The following is a 14,220-nucleotide window of genomic DNA, read 5'->3' as shown; positions in this document are numbered from 1 at the left end:
ACTTTATTCCTCCAGTTGATGAAGACTACGGCTGCGAATCTCTTTCAGCAGCTTGTCTACGACTTCGTTTACGTCCAGGCTTCCCAAGTCTTTGCCACGGCGGGTACGAACGGCAACTTTGCCTGCTTCGACCTCTTTGTCGCCGCACACCAACATGTAAGGGACTCGACGTAAAGTATGTTCGCGAATTTTAAAGCCAATCTTCTCATTTCTCAAGTCCGCTTTCACGCGAATACCTGCATCCTGCAGTTTTTTGGTCAATTGCTGGACGTAATCAGACTGGCTGTCGGTGATATTCATCACCACCACCTGCACCGGGGCGATCCAGGTCGGGTAGAACCCGGCGTATTCTTCGGTCAGGATACCGATGAAGCGTTCCATGGAGCCCAAAATGGCGCGGTGAATCATTACCGGCACGACGCGATCGTTGTTTTCGCCAACGTACGAGGCGCCCAAACGGCCCGGCAAGAAGAAATCGAGCTGCACGGTACCACATTGCCATGCGCGATCCAAACAATCATGCAGGGTAAATTCAATTTTCGGTCCGTAGAAGGCCCCCTCACCCGGCTGATATTCAAACGGAATGCCGTTCTCGGTCAGCGCGGCGGCCAGGTCTTCTTCCGCACGGGTCCACATGTCGTCGGTGCCGATGCGTTTTTCCGGACGCGTAGACAGCTTGACGGCGATCTTGTCGAAGCCAAAAGTACCGTACACGTCATAGACCATGCGAATGCATTCGTTCACTTCGGCACGCACCTGCTCTTCGGTACAGAAGATGTGGGCGTCATCCTGCGTGAAGCCACGCACGCGCATCAGGCCGTGCAGGGAGCCCGATGGCTCGTTGCGGTGGCAGCTGCCGAACTCGCCCATGCGCAGCGGCAAATCGCGGTACGACTTCAGGCCCTGGTTGAAGATCTGCACGTGCCCCGGGCAGTTCATCGGCTTGATGCAGTATTCGCGGTTTTCCGACGCGGTGGTGAACATGGCGTCTTTGTAGTTTTCCCAGTGGCCGGTTTTTTCCCACAGCACGCGGTCCATCATGAACGGACCTTTCACTTCCTGGTACTGGTACTCTTTGAGCTTCATGCGCACGAAGGCTTCCAGCTCGCGGAAGATAGTCCAACCGTCGTTGTGCCAGAACACCATGCCCGGCGCTTCTTCCTGCATGTGATACAGGTCGAGCTGTTTGCCGATCTTGCGGTGATCGCGCTTGGCCGCTTCTTCCAGACGCTGCAGGTAGGCGTTCAGCTGCTTCTTGTCTGCCCAGGCGGTGCCGTAGATACGCTGCAGCATTTTGTTTTTGCTGTCGCCGCGCCAGTAAGCGCCGGAGGTTTTCTGCAGCTTGAAATGGTGGCAGAAACGCATGTTCGGCACGTGCGGGCCACGGCACATGTCGACGTATTCTTCGTGGTGATACAGGCCAGGACGATCGTCATGGCTGATGTTCTCATCCAGGATCGCCACTTTGTAGATTTCGCCGCGCTCAGCGAAGGTGTCGCGGGCTTCTTGCCAGCTGACCTTCTTCTTGATGACGTCGTAATCCTTATCGGCCAACTCGTGCATCCGCTTTTCCAGCAGATCCAGGTCTTCCTGCGTCAGGGTGCGGTCGATATCCACGTCATAATAGAAACCGTTGTCGATCACTGGACCGATCGCCATTTTGGTATCCGGCCACAGCTGCTTGATCGCATGACCCAGCAGGTGCGCGCAGGAGTGGCGCATGATTTCCAGACCGTCTTCATCTTTGATGGTGATGATGGCCAGCTGCGCATCTGATTCGATCAGATCGCCGGCATCAACCAGCTCGCCGTTGACGCGGCCGGCGATACAGGCTTTCGCCAGGCCAGGGCCGATATCGCGCGCGACATCCATCGGGGAAACGGGGTGGTCGAAATGACGCTGACTACCGTCAGGAAGAGTAATAACAGGCATTAATAATTCCTTATCTACAGTGGTGACCCACACGACAGATCACATGAAGAAATACAATATTGTTTAACTACATGATGTTATCGACGCTATCCAGCTTTACCCTGCCAGATATGTACACTCATATGTACACAATTTGAAATGTACTATGTTGTTACGCCATAACGGAAAGGTGATTGTATCACCATGATAAGTGAAACGGCTAGGAACGATGTAGGCTACCATCACTGCAAACCCACCAGCGGAGCAGTCAACACTCGCCGGCCGGCAGATCTTCATTCTCAACGAAAACGACAGATACCCCGAGTGTAGTGGCACAGTAAATTGGCCATCTGAACAGAGGTGATATGCTCACCTCAGAACATTACAGGTGCCTCAATGAAAAAAAGAAATTTCAGCGCAGAGTTTAAACGCGAATCCGCTCAACTGGTTCTTGATCAGAACTACACCGTTGCAGCTGCGGCCAGTGCTATGGATGTGGGGCTTTCTACCATGACGCGATGGGTAAAGCAGCTGCGGGATGAACGACAGGGCAAAATACCTAAAGCCTCCCCTATAACCCCGGTACAGATTGAAATACGTGAGCTGAAGAAAAAGCTACAACGCATTGAAATGGAAAACGACATATTAAAAAAGGCTACCGCGCTCTTGATGTCGGACTCCCTGAACAGTTCTCGTTAATCGTGAAACTCAGAGCGCAGTATCCTGTGGTCACACTTTGCCACGTGTTCGGGGTTCACCGCAGCAGCTACAAATACTGGGAAAAAAGCCCCAAAAAGCCAGACGGCAGGCGAGCTGTGTTACGCAGTCAGGTTCTGGAGCTGCATAACATCAGCCATGGCTCGCTGGTGCAAGAAGTATCGCGATTATGGCAACCCTGAGAGGTTTCAGAATGGGACGCTGGCTTGCCGGAAGGCTCATGAAAGAACTTGGACTGGTGAGTTGTCAGCAGCCTACCCACCGGTATAAACGTGGTGGTCATGAACACATCGTTATTCCGAATAGCCTTGAGCGACAGTTCGTAGTAACAGAACCTAATCAGGTGTGGTGCGGCGATGTGACGTATATCTGGACAGGCAAGCGTTGGGCTTACCTTGCTGTTGTTCTCGATCTGTTCGCAAGGAAACCGGTGGGTTGGGCAATGTCATTCTCACCGGACAGCAAGCTGACCATCAAAGCGCTGGAAATGGCGTGGGAAGCTCGCGGTAAACCAGCCGGAGTGATGTTCCACAGTGACCAGGGTAGCTACTATACAAGCAGGCAGTTCCGGCAGTTACTGTGGCGTTGCCGGATCAGGCAGAGTATGAGCCGACGTGGAAACTGTTGGGACAACAGCCCGATGGAACGCTTCTTCCGGAGCCTGAAAAACGAGTGGGTGCCAGTGACAGGTTATATAAACTTTAGCGAAGCTGCTCATGCGATCACAGACTATATCGTCGGGTATTACAGCTCGCTAAGGCCGCATGACTATAACGGTGGGTTGCCCCCAAACGAATCGGAAAACCGATACTGGAAAAACTCTAAAGCGGTGGCCAGTTTTAGTTGACCACTACACTGCATTCCTGGCCCGACTTTCTTACCGTCAACTGGCTGCGTCCATCCGTAACCAATCGTCCAGATGCCCACCGAATCCTGATAGGCTTTCAGGCGCAGACCTTCGAAGCGCTTAATCAGCTCAATGCCGCTTTTACTGATATTCATTGCTATCGCTCGCTTTATTCAGGAATCGACGCGCTAACGCCTTAATCAGCGAAGCGCCAGACCAACCCGCCATTCCACAGACGCCACCCATCACTTCTGACGGCTAGTCGTAGTGCAGGGCGATCATCACCATGGTTAACCCGGCGAAGATAGAAACGAAGAGCTGCAGAAACAGCGTGCGCCAACTGAAGGCCTCGCCGTTCAGCACTTTGAATGAGTAACTGGCAATGGCTCCCAGCAAGGTCATGCCGAACGCAATCAGCATTGAGAGAATGTTGGGTTCGTTCTTCCAGGGCATTTTCATAACCTCCCCCTTCCGGGGCTCTTTCCCGGCTTCGGGTTATGGGTAGGGTTCTGCCACCAGCCGTAAACGATTTGGCGATACGGTGTGTGTCGGATGTTGGCTGGGGCTGAAATGCAAAAAGCCCCAGCGGTTTACTGGGGCTTACAGTCGTGGCCTTACTTAAACATGCATCTAAAAAACATTAATTAAATTAATGTCTCAATTGCCCTTGTCAGTACACGCCTACGCGTGAAATTCGGTTCATTGATGCGCTCCTCTGCTAGCTTAGCTAGTATGCCATTCAAGCAAACAACGTAGCCTTTACTGGAAAGACTGCGAACCGCTCGTCCGATTTCGGAATTAATGCTGTCTATATTTTCAATCCTACCCATAGTCACCTCCATTTTACTAACAGGAAGAAACAAATTAGATCGATTAAACAATAAGCGATATAGCAAAAATCTCAAACAATAGGTCATCGGATGAGACTGCAAGGGTTCCGATGCTGCCGACTCGACCGGACTGCCATCTTGTTCTTCATCACAACGGAAAGAACACTCCGCTCAACCGCAACGTTACCGCCCGTCTCGCCGCAAATGCTCTTACCTGTTGTGATCAAAAAGGCCACCCGAAGGCAGCCTTTGAAATTTTTGAATCCACCTTAACAATCAGACGGATTTCTAGTGTTAGAGTGAGAATATTGTTCCGGATAAATAAAGCGCCGCCCTCACGCTTTCGCGTCATCCGGCGCAAAAACGGTTTTCATGTAGCTCAGGGTGGCCAGCAGGCACAGGCCGTAGCCCAGCAGTTCACAGCCCTCTTCCACCATGTTTTTCACTACCCGGTTATAACCGTCCAACATCAGCGTTTGCCACAGCGCGCTCATGCCGAACAGGCGTGAAAACACCAGAATGCACAGCAGGCCCGCGCACATCATGCCGTAGCCGGGATGCGTTACGAAATCGGCCAGGCCGCGCAGCGTCGCCGCGATGTGCCTGGCGGCATACCACAGGCAAACCAAGGCGACCGCCAGCGCGAACCACACCCACGCACCGTGCCACAGCGCATCGAAGGCGAAGTCCATCTCGCGGATCAACATGCAGAGAAAGAAGCCGCCGACCAGCATCCAGGCGGAGCGGCGTTCAGCCTGTCGCCAGGCCGCGGCGAAAAAACCACCGGCGATGGCGAGCAGCAACAGTTCCTGCGCCACTTCGGTCAGCGAGGTTTCATGCACGAAGTTGTGCAGCCAGTGTACGTCGATAAACACCAGGCCGACCAAGGCCGCCAAAAAAGCGCCGGAAAGCGCGAATGCGCCGATTTTCCCCAGTAAAAGTTTCAACTCGTCTTGCATAATCAGTCTCATTATCGTTTTAAAGCGCGCCTATGGTAGGCAGCTGAGCCTGCAGGGTGTAGCAATTGATGCGAAACGCCGGCCTTTACCGGCCAACTGCAGCGAAAAAGGCCATAAAAAAAACAAAAATTGCGCACCTTTTCCGAACGCAGCGCATTTTGTCATCGCCGCTCGGCGATATATCTGCTCCACGTGGCGGTCTTCGCCGCCAGCCACTATCCTGAAACCAGTCAGCTCCCACCGAGGCCCATGCAAATATGAACCGGTTACTCGCAGTCCTCGTCGTGCTATGCGCGGTATTAGCGACGCTGTATGGGCTGGTGCATTTCGGCGCGCGTTCAGTGCCGCGAGCGATTGCGGTCAATGAAGCGCCGCTGGGCTGTGAGGATGAACCGGAGCTCGCCGGCGAGTGCAATGGCGAAGAGGAAACGCCGGCCGACGGTTAATTAACCTTCCGAGCTATCCCCATTGCCGCCAGGCACGCGGCAGGCTAGGCTGTTCAGCTCATGAGCCGCCTGGCGGCTTGAACGTTGCACAGGGAGTTTTTTATGACGGGTATTTTGCAGTTATTCCAGGCCATCGGACTGGGTTTGGTACTGCTGTTGCCGCTGGCCAACCCGCTGACCACGGTGGCGTTGCTGCTCGGGTTGTCCGGCAATATGACGCGCGAAGAGCGTAATCAGCAGTCGCTGATGGCCTCGGTTTATGTGTTCTGCATCATGACGGTGGCGTTTTACGCCGGGCAGGTGGTGATGAACACCTTCGGCATTTCGATCCCCGGCCTGCGCATCGCCGGCGGGCTGATCGTCGCCTTCATCGGTTTTCGCATGTTGTTCCCCCAGCAGAGCCCTGAAGAGGCACCGGAGGTGGAGAGCAAGTCACACGAGCTGCGCCATAAGACGTCGGCCAACATCGCCTTCGTGCCATTGGCCATGCCGAGCACCGCCGGGCCGGGTACCATCGCGATGATCATCAGCTCGGCGTCGAGCGTCAAAGCGAACACGCTGGGTTTTGAACCCTGGGTGCTGGCCGTGGCACCGGTCGCCATCTTTCTGACGGTCGCGGTGATCCTGTGGGGCTGCCTGCTCAGTTCCGGCGCCATCATGCGCTTGGTGGGGAAAAGCGGCATCGAGGCGATCTCGCGCCTGATGGGCTTCCTGCTGGTGTGCATGGGCGTGCAGTTCATCATCAACGGCGTACTGGAGATTATCTCCACCTATACGCCGGCCGCCTGACGATAAAAAACGGGCGCGATCGTCGCGCCCGTTGCCGTTATTTCCCCGCCGGCGCCTGCGCGCCCAAAATGCCCTTGCCTTCCGGCACTTCGGTAAAGCGGCTGAGGATCTCGCTGTAGGTCTTGGCCGGATCCAGATCCGGGAACTGCGCCGGATAGATAAACTTCGCCAGATACTCCAGCCCGACGATGTTGTACGGGTGGTTGTAGAAGTTATGGTAGATGCCGTAGAACCGCCCTTCCTTCACCGCCGACACCTGAGCGAACCCCGGGCGCTGCTTCATGCGGTTGAAAGCCTCATCCACCTGCTGCTGCGTCACGCCATAGCCAAACGGCACCGCAGCGTTGGTCTTGCTGGCCCACTGCGAACCGGAAACGATGTAGGCGTCCGGCTTCATGCTGATCACTTTCTCCAGCGCCACGTCGCCGGTGGCGCCCGGCAGCAGCGCAGAGCCGATATTGCGCGCGCCGACCGCCTCTACCAGCGCGCCCCAACCGACGTGAGCATGGGTGAAGCAGCAGGATTCCAGCCCATTGAGGCCGGCCTTGGCCTCAAAGAATACCAGCGGCTTGGGTTCCACCGCCTGCGTCTTGGCCAGAATGGCCTGATAATGCTGCTGATAATAATCGGTATATTGCTTGGCTTCGCTTTCGCGGTTGAGGGTTTCCCCCAGCAGCGTCACGCTTTTCGGCGTGTTTTCCACCGGCTTGAGCATGGTGTCGATAAACAGCACCGGCACGTTCAACGCCTTCAGCTTATCCAGCACGCCGGTTTGGTTCAGGGAAGGTTTGGAGCGCAGCTGGGCGATCATCAAATCGGGGCGTTTGGCGATCACGCTTTCCAGATTGACTTCGCCCTTGTCGCTGAACCCCATATCGATGATGTTTTTCGCTGCCGGCCATTTGCTTTGCAAGATGTCCCAGGTCGCCGCATCGCTTTTCTTCAGCAGGTTATTCCAGGCCACCAGCCGATCGAACGGGTTGGCGCGGTCGAGCAGCGCCAGCGTGAGAATATCGCGCCCGTCCTGCACCACGATGCGTTTTGGCTCTTGCTGGAGGGTGAGTGTCTGGCCGGAAGTGTCGGTCAGGGTCAGCGGATAAGTAGTGGCCATCGCCGGGGCGGAAAGCGCGGCGGCGCAAACCAGCGCCGACAGAGTGATTCGACGGTGCACGAAAAGCTCCTTGGTAAACAATTCAACCAGGGAATAGTAATGAGAATGGCTAGCATTATCAAAGGTCGCGCCGCGTTGCCGGGCGATTAATTGCAAAGGGATGTGTAACGCGGGATGAAGAGGCGCGCCGGAAAGCGGCGCGCCCTGAGGATCACACCAGGCCGTAGATCAGCGCCGACAGCGCAATCAGGCCCATCACCAGCACGAAGACGTTGCTCGCCGCGCGGTATTTACGCATTGCCGGCACCGCACGCACCGCGTACATCGGCAGAATGAACAGGATGGCGGCAATCAGCGGGCCGCTGATGGTTTCAATGATGTGCAGCGCGCTGGGGTTCCACACCGTCGCCGCCCAGGTGAGCAGGAACAGCGACACCGCCGAGATGCGGTGCGTCATACGCGAACTGAGCGGTTTGCCGACCGCGCGCGTGACGCCGTCGATCAGGCTGGTCGCCCCTTCCGTCACCCCCAGCGAGGTGCCGAGATAGGATTTGGCCATTGCCAGCATCGCCATCACCGGGCCGAGATAGGCGATCAGCGGGTTGGAGAACTTGTTGGCCAGCGTGGTCAGCACCGTGATGTTCTGGTCTTTCGCCTGCTGCATATCTTCATGGGACAGGCTCAGCACGCAGCTGAACACGAAGAACAGCACGGTGACGCAGATCAGCACATAGCTGTAGCGCATGATGCGCGCGCAGCGGCGTTCCGCCTTGTCGCCGTACAGGCTCTTCTGCGTCGAGGCGAAGGAAGAGATGATCGGCGCATGGCTGAAGGAGAACACCATCACCGGCACCGCCAGCCACAGCGAATGCCACAGTCCCGGCGTGTCGAAACGGGTGGCGGCCAGGCCGTGAACGAAGTTGGCGGTATTCCAGCTCGGCATCAGGTACAGCGAAATGCCCATCAGGAACACCAGCAGCGGGAACACCAGCATGCCCATTGCCGCCACGATGCTGTCTTTGCCGCGCAGCAGCACCAGATTGAGCACCACCACCACCGCCAGGCTCAGCCAGATGCGCGGCAGCGGCGCCACGTGAAACTGATGGATCAGGAAGCTGTCCAGCGCGTTGGTGATCGAAATGCTGTACACCAGCACGATCGGGAAGAACGCCATCAGATACAGCACCATGATGATTTTGCCGGCCAGCACGCCGAAGTGTTCCACCACCACATCGTGAATATTGCCGTCGCGGCTGGAGCCGGACAGCACGAAGCGGCTGAGCGCGCGGTGCGGCAAATAGGTCAGCGGGAAAGCGAACAGCGCCATCAACAGCAGCACCAGCGGGCCGTTCAAACCGGCGTTGATCGGCAAGAACAGCGTGCCGGCACCCACCGCGGTGGCATAAAGACCGAACATCCAGACGGTGTCGGTTTTGTTCCATTTGGCTGGCTGAGCGGCCGTCAGCGTGCCTGAATCGGGAGAAATCGTACTCATGAGACAGTCTACCTTAATCTGCGGCGCCAACGATTGCGCCTAACGGGATATCCTTCTCCGCGAACTTTTTAATAGTAATCAGTGAATTAAAGCGATATTTCATACTTACGCCTGATGAAAGGACGGCAAAGGATAATGAAAAATCCGCTGCGGGTCTATGTTTTATCGGCCGAGCGGACGATTTGCGAACAGGAAATGCTGAAAAAACCGGCATGCACAGAAAAAACTAAGGGCCCCTTGCGGAGCCCTTAAGCGGTTTACTTCTTCGCGTCAGGATGGTCCGGCACCTCGGCGCTGCCCATCGCCTTCTCGTCGCGGATCATCGAGCGGTCTTTACGCACGTCGGCCACGTCGGAGGCGCTCACCGGTTTGGCGCTGTTGCCCCAGCTGGTGCGGATGAAGTTCACCACGTCCGCCACCTGCTGATCGTTCAGACGCCAGCCGAACGGCGGCATGGTGATGTTGGACACCGCCCCCTGCACCGCCGGCGTAGTGTTGCCGGTCAGCACGATGTGGATCAGCGAGGTCGCGTCCTCGGTCTGCACCACCGGGTTGCCCTTCAGCGACGGGAAGGCGCGCTTGTAGCCCACGCCGTCGGTGCGGTGGCAGGCCGCGCAGTTATCGACATACAGCGCCGCGCCGGGCTTGCTGTCGTCACCGCGCCACAGATCCTTGGCCACGCTGTCTTCGACCGGAGCCGCCTGCTGCTTGCCGTCTTTCGGCGGCAGCGATTTCAGGTAGCGTGCGATGGCGGTCAGATCGTCGTCGCTCAGGTATTGCAGACTATGCTCCACCACGTCGCTCATGCCGCCAAACACGATCGCCTTGTCGTTACGGCCGGTTTTCAGGAACTCGGTCAGCTCGGCTTCGCTCCAGCTGCCCAGGCCATCCTTACGGTCGCTGCGCAGGCTGGAAGCCACCCAGCCGTCGATCGGCGCGTTGCTGCCGGACAGATAGTCGTCGCTTTCGCTGTTGCTCAGCGCTTTTTCCTGCATGGTGATGCTGCGCGGGGTATGGCAAGCGCCGCAGTGGCCCAGGCCTTCCACCAGATAACGGCCGCGCTCAATCACCGGATCGGCCTTGGCATCAGCCACGAAGTCCGCAGGCGACGGCGCAAACATGCCGCGCCAGATGCTCAGCGGCCAGCGCATCGACAGCGGCCACGGGATGTCGGAATCCTTGTTGGCCTGCTCCACCGGCTGCACGCCGTGCATGAAATAGGCATACATGGCGCGCATGTCTTCCTCTTTCACCAGCGCGAACGACGGGTACGGCATTGCCGGGTACAGGGTGCTGCCGTTTTTGGCTACGCCCTTACGCACCGCGTTGTCGAAATCTTCGAAGCTGTAATCACCGATGCCGGTTTTCTTGTCCGGCGTGATGTTGGTGGAATAGATGGTGCCGATCGGCGTTTCCATCGCCAGACCGCCGGCGAAGGTTTTGCCGCTCTTGCCGTCGGTGTGGCAGGCCACGCAGTCGCCGGCACGCGCCAGGTATTCACCGCGCTTGATAAGCTCGCTGCTGACGGTGGCGTCCTGCGCCCAAACGGAAAAACTCACTGCACTGAGAACCAGTGCCGGTACAAATGCTTTCATCGTTCGCCGTCCTTATGCCTGCACCAATGGGCCTGGGTTTTTCAGATACTGCTCGCGAATAGCGCGGGCAGACCAGTAAGCCAGCGCCGCCACGGTGCCGGTCGGGTTGTAGCCCAGCCCCTGCGGGAAGGCCGAGGCGCCGATCGAGAACACGTTGTGCACGTCCCAGCTCTGCAGATAGCGGTTGACCGCGCTGGTCTTCGGATCTTCCCCCATTACCGCGCCGCCGTTCATGTGGGTGGTCTGGTAGCTGGTGGTGTCGAAGTGGCTGTTGGCGTTTTTCGGGCTGCCGGCGATCAGTTTTGGGTTCATCGCCTTGGCGATCGGCGCCATCTTGTCGTACATGAACTGCGCCATCTTGATGTCGTTTTCCTGCCAGTCGAACGTCATGCGCAGCAGCGGCTGGCCAAAGACGTTCTTGTAGTTGGGATCGAGATCCAGATAGTTGTTGCGGTACGACTGGTGCGCGCCGTGGGCGTCCATCGAAACGTGATGGGTGTAGGCATCCGCCACCGCCGCTTTCCACTTGCTGCCCCAGGCCGGGGTGCCCGGAGGGGTCGGCAGGCCGGAGATCGGCTTGGTGCCCGCCTGGTTGACCCAGAATGGCGAACCGCCGACGAAGCCTTCTTTGGCGTGGTCGAAGTTATCGGCGTTGAAGTCGTCCACGCCCACGCCGTTGCCGCCGGCGCCGATGAACGGGTTGGTAAACACGTCTTTATCAAAGAACGCCTTGATGGTGGTCATGTTCTGGTAGGCGAAGTTGCGCCCGACCACGCCTTCGCCGGTCACCGGATCGTAAGGCTTGCCGATGCCGGACAGCAGCATCAGGTGCACGTTGTGGAACTGGAACGCGCCCAGGATCACCAGATCGGCCGGCTGTTCAATCTCGCGGCCCTGCGCATCGACGTAGTTCACGCCGGTGGCGCGGGACTTGTCGTCGGTCAGGTTGACCTTCAGCACGTTGGCGTTGGTGCGTAGCTCGAAGCGTTTTTCCATGCGCAGCGCCGGCAGAATGTTGACGTTCGGCGAAGCTTTGGAATACATGTAGCAGGCGTAGCCGCTGCAGAAACCGCAGAAGTTGCACGGGCCCATCTGCGCGCCGTACGGGTTGGTGTAAGAGTCCGAGGTATTGGCGGACGGCAGGTTGTATGGGTGATAACCCACCTCCAGCGCCGCTTTTTCGAACAGCTGGGCGGAGTAGGTATTTTTCTGCGCCGGCAGCGGGAAGTCGCTGGAGCGATCCGCCGCAAAGCGGTTGCCGCCCTTCTGCGCCACTTTCTGCCCTTTGATGGTCCAGGCGGTGCCGGAGGTGCCGAACACTTTCTCCGCTTTGTCGAAGAACGGTTCCAGCTCGTCGTAGGTCACGCCGAAGTCCTGTATGGTCATGTCCTTCGGAATGAAGTTTTTGCCGTAGCGCTCTTCATAGTGGCTGCGCATGCGCAGTTCGATCGGATCGACGCGGAAATGCACGCCCGACCAATGCAGGCCGGCGCCGCCGACGCCGGTGCCCGGCAGGAACGCCGCCAGCTGGCGGTAAGGCACCGCGGTCTGGCTGCTGTTGTGGCGAATGGTGACGGTGCTTTTCGACAGATCCTGGAACAGCTTGCGTCGAATGTTATAGGTCAGCTCGTCGATCACCTGCGGGTAAGACCCGTCCGGATAGGTATCGCGCATCGGGCCGCGCTCCAGCGCCACCACGTTAAGGCCGGCCTCGGTCAGCTCTTTGGCCATGATCGCGCCCACCCAGCCGAAGCCGACGATCACCGCGTCTACTTTTTTCATTACCGTTGCCATAATTAGCCCCTCTCCCCACGAATCGAGACCGGCGGGAAGGGATAACGCTCCCCTCGCTCAACCCAGTCCATAAAATCGGCGCGCGCGCCCGGAAAATTAATCAGCTTCCAGCCCACCATGTCTTTGTTGCCGCCATGGATAGGATCGCTGAAGAAACCTTCGCGGGTGTTTTGCAGCAGATAGGAGAAGAACAGTTTCGACGGCAGCTGCTGGAACTCCGCCTCGCCGGACTCAAACTTTTGCAGCATGGCGTCTTGCTGCGCGCCATCCAGTTCGGCGAAGGGTTTGCCGGCGGTTTTCTTACTGTAGGCGTCGGCGTCACTGATGCCGAGGTTGTAGATTTGCTTGGGCACCAGCGGCAGCTGATAGCCCATCTCCTTCGGCACATCGGGGTTGAACGGCCCCTGCATGTACCAGATGGCGCCGGTGGCGTACGGGGTATTCATCTGGCGATCGATAAACTCCGGCACGCCGGCTTCCAGTGCGCCGGGGCCGCGTTCATCGGCCGGGATCAGGCGCGCGACGGCGGCCTTGATGAAGGCCCACTCTTCCGGGGTGAAGAAGGTCGGTTGGTAATCGTTCTGCGTTGTGGTGTTCGAGGCCGCGACCGCCGGTGTCGGTGCCGTCAGCGCGCCAACGCCGCTGCCACCAATTACCGCCGCAGGAATTAAGGTCATCGATTTCAACAAGAAATCGCGCCGCGAATTGTTGGTTTTATGGTTCGACATGTCACATTCCATCCAAAGATAGTCACAACTATTTAACCGCAACCTTGCGATCGATACGGGTTTTTAAAATAATTTGTTACTTATTTGTATATTTATTGAAGGTCACAATGCGCGCAAAAGCAAAAATGTTACCGGTAACTTATTGAATGAACGTAAAGATTTATCTACTACCGTAAATTTAACTTTTTGTGCGGTTTTTCTGATAAGCAGTGAGGAAATAACGAAAAATGAGAAGTAAGTCGCGCACTGGAACGGCGCCGGAAACAAAATCGGCCGCGTTCAGCGGCCGATTCGACAGGATGGAGGGTTACTGCGACATCGCCTGGTAGGCGGTGGTCACCTTCCACAAATAGCGCGGCGCCTGCGGTGCCGGGTGCTTTTTCTGGATGTGCTGATAAAACTCATCCGGGCTCATCTGATTGATGCGATTGACCGCCACGCGCTTGTCCGAGGAGAAGGTGCGCAACATGGCGCCCGCCCCGTTCACGTACGAAACGATGGTGGCATAACGCAAAGTCTGTGGGTTGTTGATCCCGGCTAGCTGCTGGCTTTGAAGAATATTGATATAGGCCGTTCCCAGATCAATATTGACCGCCGGATCCTTCAGCTCTCGCGAGCTGGGTTGCCCGCTTCGTCCTTTCATGCGATAGGCGTCGCGGCCGGCGGTAGAAGCCTTAAGCTGCATCAATCCCACTGCGTTCGAGGTGCTGACCACGTTCGGGTTAAACCCGGACTCCACCTGAATAATCGCTTTAATCAGCGTTTCGTCGACGCCATAGTTGCTGGCGGCCTGACGAATGTAATCGTTATAGACAACCGGCGTGCCTGTGCGGTTTACCGGTGCCTGCGGAGGGGGTTTTAACCAACCGCCGCGCGTTGTGCCACTGCCTGAAATATTGCTTGCCGTTTGCGGGTCTTTGGCGCACCCCGACAAAAGTAAAATTGCCGTAAGGCAACCTATTTTTGTTTTCACAGAATCCCTCACTCCTTTCAATGAG

At 57.0% G+C, this 14,220-nt stretch carries 10 protein-coding genes and 3 pseudogenes; 3 read left to right on the top strand and 10 right to left on the bottom strand.

Translation table 11 applies throughout. From position 1 onward, the window contains the following. Positions 1–3: 3 nt before the first annotated feature. Complete coding sequence (thrS, locus tag C3F38_RS13190) at positions 4–1,932, bottom strand: threonine--tRNA ligase (protein WP_025159696.1); 1,929 nt, start codon at positions 1,930–1,932, stop codon at positions 4–6. 375 nt (positions 1,933–2,307) lie between these two features. Here thrS and C3F38_RS13180 point away from each other — a divergent pair. Then, positions 2,308–3,475: pseudogene (locus C3F38_RS13180) on the top strand (IS3 family transposase). Between the two features lie 11 nt (positions 3,476–3,486). On the opposite strand, the pseudogene C3F38_RS26600 reads toward C3F38_RS13180, so the two are convergent. The 3 genes and pseudogenes from C3F38_RS26600 to C3F38_RS13165 all read right to left on the bottom strand — a co-directional run. After that, a pseudogene (locus C3F38_RS26600) lies at positions 3,487–3,630 on the bottom strand (lysozyme); the annotation flags it as partial. Then, positions 3,617–3,934: pseudogene (locus tag C3F38_RS13170) on the bottom strand (phage holin family protein). The pseudogenes C3F38_RS26600 and C3F38_RS13170, both read right to left, overlap by 14 nt. 706 nt (positions 3,935–4,640) lie before the next feature. Then, a complete protein-coding gene (locus C3F38_RS13165; protein ID WP_055312561.1) occupies positions 4,641–5,264 on the bottom strand; it encodes a hypothetical protein in 624 nt (207 codons plus the stop codon). A gap of 257 nt (positions 5,265–5,521) precedes the next feature. Here C3F38_RS13165 and C3F38_RS26190 point away from each other — a divergent pair, with 257 nt between their 5' ends. Both C3F38_RS26190 and C3F38_RS13160 read left to right on the top strand, forming a co-directional pair. After that, a complete protein-coding gene (locus tag C3F38_RS26190; protein WP_047727675.1) occupies positions 5,522–5,710 on the top strand; it encodes a hypothetical protein in 189 nt (62 codons plus the stop codon). A gap of 102 nt (positions 5,711–5,812) precedes the next feature. Further along, a complete protein-coding gene (locus C3F38_RS13160) occupies positions 5,813–6,499 on the top strand; it encodes a MarC family NAAT transporter (RefSeq protein WP_038877591.1) in 687 nt (228 codons plus the stop codon). Between the two features lie 37 nt (positions 6,500–6,536). Here C3F38_RS13160 and C3F38_RS13155 read toward each other — a convergent pair whose 3' ends face one another. The 6 genes from C3F38_RS13155 to C3F38_RS13130 all read right to left on the bottom strand — a co-directional run bounded on the left by C3F38_RS13155 (position 6,537) and on the right by C3F38_RS13130 (position 14,195). Beyond that, a complete protein-coding gene (locus tag C3F38_RS13155) occupies positions 6,537–7,670 on the bottom strand; it encodes an ABC transporter substrate-binding protein (protein ID WP_048233540.1) in 1,134 nt (377 codons plus the stop codon). Positions 7,671–7,821: 151 nt separating this feature from the next. Beyond that, positions 7,822–9,105, bottom strand: a complete 1,284-nt coding sequence (locus C3F38_RS13150) for a hypothetical protein (RefSeq protein WP_055317053.1) — start codon at positions 9,103–9,105, stop codon at positions 7,822–7,824. 257 nt (positions 9,106–9,362) lie between these two features. Beyond that, complete coding sequence (locus C3F38_RS13145) at positions 9,363–10,700, bottom strand: cytochrome c (RefSeq protein ID WP_055312559.1); 1,338 nt, start codon at positions 10,698–10,700, stop codon at positions 9,363–9,365. Positions 10,701–10,712: 12 nt separating this feature from the next. Then, the gene (locus C3F38_RS13140; RefSeq protein WP_025302609.1) at positions 10,713–12,494 is read right to left on the bottom strand and encodes a GMC family oxidoreductase; all 1,782 of its coding nucleotides are present in this window, start codon (positions 12,492–12,494) and stop codon (positions 10,713–10,715) included. A gap of 2 nt (positions 12,495–12,496) precedes the next feature. Then, positions 12,497–13,222, bottom strand: a complete 726-nt coding sequence (locus C3F38_RS13135; protein WP_055317052.1) for a gluconate 2-dehydrogenase subunit 3 family protein — start codon at positions 13,220–13,222, stop codon at positions 12,497–12,499. Positions 13,223–13,529: 307 nt separating this feature from the next. Beyond that, a complete protein-coding gene (locus C3F38_RS13130; RefSeq protein WP_025159924.1) occupies positions 13,530–14,195 on the bottom strand; it encodes a transglycosylase SLT domain-containing protein in 666 nt (221 codons plus the stop codon). Positions 14,196–14,220: the final 25 nt, after the last annotated feature.

The sequence above is a fragment of the Serratia sp. SSNIH1 genome (genome assembly GCF_002935055.1).
GTDB classification, from domain to species: domain Bacteria; phylum Pseudomonadota; class Gammaproteobacteria; order Enterobacterales; family Enterobacteriaceae; genus Serratia; species Serratia nevei.
The sequence above is the reverse complement of the archived record's forward strand: the minus strand, read 5'-3'. Positions and strand labels throughout refer to the sequence as shown.

Coding starts and splice junctions, on each gene's coding strand:
- C3F38_RS26190 (WP_047727675.1), top strand. CDS start 5,522: ATGAACCGGTTACTCGCAGTCCTCGTCGTGCTATGCGCGGTATTAGCG.
- C3F38_RS13150 (WP_055317053.1), bottom strand. CDS start 9,105: ATGAGTACGATTTCTCCCGATTCAGGCACGCTGACGGCCGCTCAGCCA.
- C3F38_RS13165 (WP_055312561.1), bottom strand. CDS start 5,264: ATGCAAGACGAGTTGAAACTTTTACTGGGGAAAATCGGCGCATTCGCG.
- thrS (WP_025159696.1), bottom strand. CDS start 1,932: ATGCCTGTTATTACTCTTCCTGACGGTAGTCAGCGTCATTTCGACCAC.
- C3F38_RS13135 (WP_055317052.1), bottom strand. CDS start 13,222: ATGTCGAACCATAAAACCAACAATTCGCGGCGCGATTTCTTGTTGAAA.
- C3F38_RS13160 (WP_038877591.1), top strand. CDS start 5,813: ATGACGGGTATTTTGCAGTTATTCCAGGCCATCGGACTGGGTTTGGTA.
- C3F38_RS13145 (WP_055312559.1), bottom strand. CDS start 10,700: ATGAAAGCATTTGTACCGGCACTGGTTCTCAGTGCAGTGAGTTTTTCC.
- C3F38_RS13140 (WP_025302609.1), bottom strand. CDS start 12,494: ATGGCAACGGTAATGAAAAAAGTAGACGCGGTGATCGTCGGCTTCGGC.